The sequence below is a fragment of the Dactylosporangium siamense genome (genome assembly GCF_016862795.1).
GTDB classification, from domain to species: Bacteria; Actinomycetota; Actinomycetes; order Mycobacteriales; family Micromonosporaceae; genus Dactylosporangium; species Dactylosporangium siamense.
The window spans coordinates 1-4,755 of sequence record NZ_BONQ01000124.1 but is presented as its reverse complement, the minus strand read 5'-3'; the positions used below and the strand labels follow the sequence as shown (position 1 = coordinate 4,755).

Genomic DNA, 4,755 nt, shown 5'->3' with positions numbered 1-4,755 from the left:
ACGACCATCGACCCGTACGAAACCACCACCTACCAACCTGCCGGAGTCTGAATGGACACGAAGCTCGCCATGGTCATCGACGACTCACGTGCCATGCGGGGCATCCTCAAACGGATCCTGCTGCCGCTCGGCTTCGAGGTGCGCGAGGCCACCAACGGCAAGGACGCCCTCGACCAGATCTGGGACCACGACCTGCAGCCCGGGCTCGCCCTGATCGACTGGAACATGCCGGAGATGAACGGCCTCGAGTTCGTGATGGCGGTCCGCAAGCAGAAACACCTCCGGCAGATGACCCTGATGATGGTCACCACGGAGAGCGAACACGGGCAGATCGTGCGTGCCCTGGCCGCCGGCGCGCACGAGTACGTCATCAAGCCCTTCACCGCCGAGGCGATCGTCGACAAGCTCAGCTACCTCGGCGTGCTGCCGCAGATCCCGACGCTGGAGGGTGCCAGCAACGGGTGATGTGGCACTGGCATGACCGGCCAGCGAAGCGCCTCGGGCCGGTCATCGGAGGAGCAGTGTTGGGTCAGGCGCCCGGAACGAAGTGAGGACGCATGACCTGAAACGCGCTCGGCTTCGTCCGATAGGCGACGGAAGAACACCAGGCGGCGTCGTACCGTGCGACACATGACGATCGACTTTCCGCGCGGCTGGTGGGGCACGGACCTGGGCAGCGCCCGGGCGAGCATGGGGACCTACGAGCTCTACCCCACCGAGAGCCTGCCGGTAGTGGACCAGTCACGCTTCGACGGCACGTTCAACTGGCTCGTCCCCGACGCGCCGCACGACCCGCTGCGCGCCATGGACGCCGGTGCCCTCGCCGCGCACGTCGAGCTGCCGGCCGCGTTCAAGCGCTTCATGAGCAGCCAGGTCCTCATGGACGCCATCCCGTCCTGCACCGGCTGCGACTTCGACCTGGCACCCCGGCCCGTGCCCAGCCCGGTGGAGCCCGAGGCGCAACTCGTGCGGTTCCTGCGCGACCAGCAGGACGCCGTCATCTGGTACCTGTACCTGCGGCCCGGCGCCGAACCGTTCGTCATCGCGTCGCCGTGGCTCCTCGAAATCGTCGGTCTCGAGGAGGTCGACCCCGACACCCTGGTCGCCAACATGGTCCGCGCCGCCGACAGCTTCGAACAGTTCATCCACCGTTTCTGGCTCGAGAACGCCCTGTGGTTCAGCGTCAACGAGGGCGACGAGTCCACCGATGAGATGAACCTGTACCTCGCCCACTACACGGCCGCCTGACCGGCATTCCCGGCGCCGCCGAATTAACTGGTTGCCGAGGCGGCGCCGGCGTCGTATCTTTGAATACGTCAACGAGGAACACCAAGATCCACCGGGACCGTGAAGGGAGACCGCAAATGGCAGCGCGCATCGAGCTACGACTGACGGCGTCCGCGTCGCGCGGTCGATCAGCGTCCCGTAGTTGGCACAACATGCTGCTCAGCGACCTGCTGGCCAGTTCGGAGCTGCCCGGACGGTGGCGAGGCTAGGGTTCCCCCGCCTCTCCCGCCGCCCGCTGCAATGGGCGGCTTTTTTGTACCCTCCTACGGGCGTATCTCAATCTGGTAGAGCACCGGCTTCCAAACCCGACGGTTGTGGGTTCGATTCCTGCCGCCCGTGCAGCATTGTTGTTTGACAATTCCATTCGCATGTTCGAAATGCCGAGGTAGCCCAATCGGTAGAGGCGTCCCGCTCAAAATGGGATCAGTGCGGGTTCGAGTCCCGCTCACGGCACGCAAGATCGTTTGGTAACAGTTGGGGAAGTAACAAGCGAAGGGAGGCCCGGTGACCGCGGTTCTCGTTCTCAACGCCGACCTCGGACCCCTGCACCGGGTCACCCTCCGCCATGCCGTGCGCATGCTGCTGCGTGAGGTGGCCGTCGTGCACGAGTCCGAGCCCGACCGGCTCATCGGGGTATACCCGATGCCGAAGGTCGTCCGGCTCGTGTCCTACGTCGTCACCCGCTGGCGCTTCGGCAACGGACCCGCGTGGTCCCGCGCCGGGGTCCACGCCCGTGACGGTCGCCGCTGCGGCTACTGCGGCAAGGACGCCACCACCATCGACCACATCCTGCCCCGGTCCCGGGGTGGGCGGAACACCTGGAAGAACACCGTTGCGGCCTGCACGGTGTGCAACCAGCGCAAGGGCGACCGCACCCCCGCCGAAGCGGGCATGGTGCTGCGGGTCCAGCCGTCGGTCCCGACCTGGCACGCACTCACCCAGCGCTGACGCGAGGACCCGGCGGGGTGCTGCTACCTCCCCGCCGGGCCTCCCATCGCATCACCCCGTGCCCGGGTAGCCCAACGGTAGAGGCGCCTGATTCAGGGTCAGGAGGTTGGAGGTTCGAATCCTCTTCCGGGTACTTGGAAGGTTGGCCGAGAGGTAAGGCTGCGGCTTGCTAAGCCGTCGACGGGGGCGACCCCGCGGGGGTTCGATCCCCTCACTTTCCGCGCACGACCATGCCCTTGTAGCTCAGCGGAACGAGAGCGCTTCGCTACGAACGAAGAGGCCGGAGGTTCGAATCCTTCCAAGGGCGCACTGGAGAGGCCAGCCGATCGGTGCCGGCACCCGTCTCGAAAACGGCGTTGGGTTCACGCCCGTGTGGGTTCGACTCCCACCCTCTCCGCTTCACGGACCGCGCGATTCCATGGAACGCGCGCCGCCACTTGGCCGCCGCGTGGGCGAGGTGCCACTCCGCCTCGCGCCGCCGGTCCTCGGTCATCGTGCTCGCGTGCCACAGCAGGTTCGACTGGTACATCGCCGTCTCCTTCGTCGTGTCTTTCACCCGAAACGACGAAGCTGCGCCGGCGATGTCTACATGATCAGCGGCCCAGCGCGTACTTTGTGAGCACGGTCACACTGCTGCCGCTGCGCTGCTTCGCGGCCGCCGGCAGCATCGTCAGCGCGTGGATCCGCGACGACAGGTGCCAGCGCGCCGCCCGCGCCGCCTTGTGCCAGCCGTGCGCGTCCATCCGCGCCGCGGTGGCCAGGAAGAAGTCGCGGGCCTCGCTGAACCGGCCGCCGGTCACCGCGGACGACGACGAGAGGCTGGAGCCGTGCCGGCGGTACTGGAACGCCACCTCGTCCGTGGCGACCAGCGTGCCGCCCCGGGTCACCAGCTCCAGAATCAGCCGCAGGTCCTGGATCACCTGTAGCGACGCGTCGAACCCGACGGCCTTCATCTCCGAGGTGCGCCAGCACAGCGACGGGAAATACAGCCAGTTCCCCCGCAGCAGGCTCACCGCGAGCTCCTCGCCCGACATGACCACGGTGCCGCTGATCTTCGGCGCGTAGACCCGGCGTTTCGTCGAGTCCGCGAGGGTGCGCACCACCGCTCCCTGCGCGTCGATCACCTCGACACCGGGCTGGAGCAGCACCGCCTCCGGATGCGCCGCCACGAGGGCGTGCACCGTGGCGACGTAGTTGGGCAGCATCACGTCGTCGCAGCCCATGATGACCATGAATGGTTCCGTGGCGAGGTCGACGCACTGCTGGAAGTTGCCGGTGACCCCGAGATTGCGGGGGTTTCGCTGGTATCGCACCCGCGCGTGCCCCAACGACGCGAACCATTCGGGGATGCCGTCGGCGGTGCTGTCGTCCAGGACGGTCAGCTGCCAACGGTCGTCGGTCTGCGCGATGACGCTGTTGACGGCGAGCTTGAGCAGCTCCACGTCGCCGTAGTGCGGCAGCATGATGTCGAGCACCGTGCGATCCTAGTCGACCGCTCGGGGCACGGCGAAACGCGACGGCCCGGTCTGGTGAGACCGGGCCGTTTCGCGTGTGTGCGTCTTCGTCAGCGGGCGCGCCGGGGGCCGGCCGGGGGCTGCCCCGCGGCGGCGCGGCGGGCCGTCGCCTCGTCCGTGTCCGAGCCCGGCGAGTCCTCGTCCCACGCCTTCGCGCGGCGGATCTCGTCGAAGAACCCGAGCAGCCGGTCGAGCTCCTGCGTGCTGGTCTTGTCGTCGGCGCGGGTCGCCTTGGCCTTCTTGCCGTGCGAGCGGATCTCCCGGCCGGTCCGGATCGACGAGGTGTCCTCGATGCCGCCGGTCTGGTCCTCGGACTCGTCGTGCGCGGGCATCCGCTGGACGGGTGCGCGCTGCCCGGGCGGCGTCGGCAGATCGAAGTGGTGCTCGTCGTAGTTCGGCGCGTCGAACCGGTACCCGTCGCTGGCCGGGCGGCCCGCCTCGTAGCCCTGCGGGTCGTACGCCGGCGGCTGCTGCTCGCGGTGGTACGTCCGCGGCGGTGCCACGTTCAGGTCCGGGTGCGAGCCGTTGCGGGTCGGCTCGGGGGCGCCACGGTAGGCCTCGGGCCCGACGGCGGGGAACGACGTGGTGCTCTCGCCCCGGCCGTTGGCGAACCCGCGGCCGTTGTCGACCGGCCGGCCCGGGTGCTGCGGACCCTGGTGCTGCTGTCCCGGGTGCTGCGGCCCTGGGTACTGGGGGCCGGTGTGCTGCGGGCCGAAGCCGTTGGGGCCGTGCTGGCCGTTGGTCCCGTTCGGGCTCAGCGGCGCGAACGAGCCGGTGGGCGGCTCGACCGGCGCGAACGCCCCGGTCCGCGGGTCGACGCCGTTGCGCACGTCGTAACCGTTGCGGAGGTCGGCCCCGTTCCGGGCGTCGTGCCCATTACGGGCGTCGTGCCCATTACGGCCGTCGTGACCGTTCCGGGCGTCGTGACCGTTGCGGCCGTCGACTCCGTTGCGAAGGTCGGCGCCGTTGCGCGGGTCCGCGCCGTTGCGGGAGTCGGCGCCGTTGC

General features: G+C 68.8%; 4 protein-coding genes, 6 tRNA genes and 1 pseudogene. 9 read left to right on the top strand and 2 right to left on the bottom strand.

The window, feature by feature from the left end; genetic code table 11:
* Positions 1 to 51: 51 nt before the first annotated feature.
* From Dsi01nite_RS38745 to Dsi01nite_RS38705, 9 genes are all read left to right on the top strand, one after another.
* Positions 52 to 465, top strand: a complete 414-nt coding sequence (locus Dsi01nite_RS38745) for a response regulator (RefSeq protein ID WP_203851366.1) — start codon at positions 52 to 54, stop codon at positions 463 to 465.
* 165 nt (positions 466 to 630) lie between these two features.
* Entirely contained in the window at positions 631 to 1,248 is a 618-nt protein-coding gene (locus tag Dsi01nite_RS38740; RefSeq protein WP_203851365.1) for a hypothetical protein, read from the top strand.
* Between the two features lie 304 nt (positions 1,249 to 1,552).
* A tRNA-Trp gene (locus tag Dsi01nite_RS38735) sits at positions 1,553 to 1,626 on the top strand.
* A 40-nt stretch (positions 1,627 to 1,666) separates the two neighbouring features.
* Positions 1,667 to 1,740: transfer RNA gene (locus Dsi01nite_RS38730), tRNA-Leu, on the top strand.
* Between the two features lie 51 nt (positions 1,741 to 1,791).
* Positions 1,792 to 2,235 (top strand): HNH endonuclease, encoded by a 444-nt coding sequence (locus tag Dsi01nite_RS38725; protein WP_203851364.1) that lies wholly within the window; start codon positions 1,792 to 1,794, stop codon positions 2,233 to 2,235.
* A gap of 60 nt (positions 2,236 to 2,295) precedes the next feature.
* Positions 2,296 to 2,368 (top strand) — tRNA-Leu (locus Dsi01nite_RS38720).
* Between the two features lie 3 nt (positions 2,369 to 2,371).
* Positions 2,372 to 2,456, top strand: a tRNA-Ser gene (locus tag Dsi01nite_RS38715).
* An 11-nt stretch (positions 2,457 to 2,467) separates the two neighbouring features.
* Positions 2,468 to 2,542 (top strand) — tRNA-Arg (locus Dsi01nite_RS38710).
* A 4-nt stretch (positions 2,543 to 2,546) separates the two neighbouring features.
* Positions 2,547 to 2,632, top strand: a tRNA-Ser gene (locus Dsi01nite_RS38705).
* Positions 2,633 to 2,828: 196 nt separating this feature from the next.
* Here Dsi01nite_RS38705 and Dsi01nite_RS38700 read toward each other — a convergent pair.
* The gene (locus Dsi01nite_RS38700) at positions 2,829 to 3,710 is read right to left on the bottom strand and encodes a glycosyltransferase family 2 protein (RefSeq protein ID WP_203851363.1); all 882 of its coding nucleotides are present in this window, start codon (positions 3,708 to 3,710) and stop codon (positions 2,829 to 2,831) included.
* An 89-nt stretch (positions 3,711 to 3,799) separates the two neighbouring features.
* Positions 3,800 to 4,755, bottom strand: a pseudogene (locus Dsi01nite_RS38695) (hypothetical protein); the annotation flags it as partial.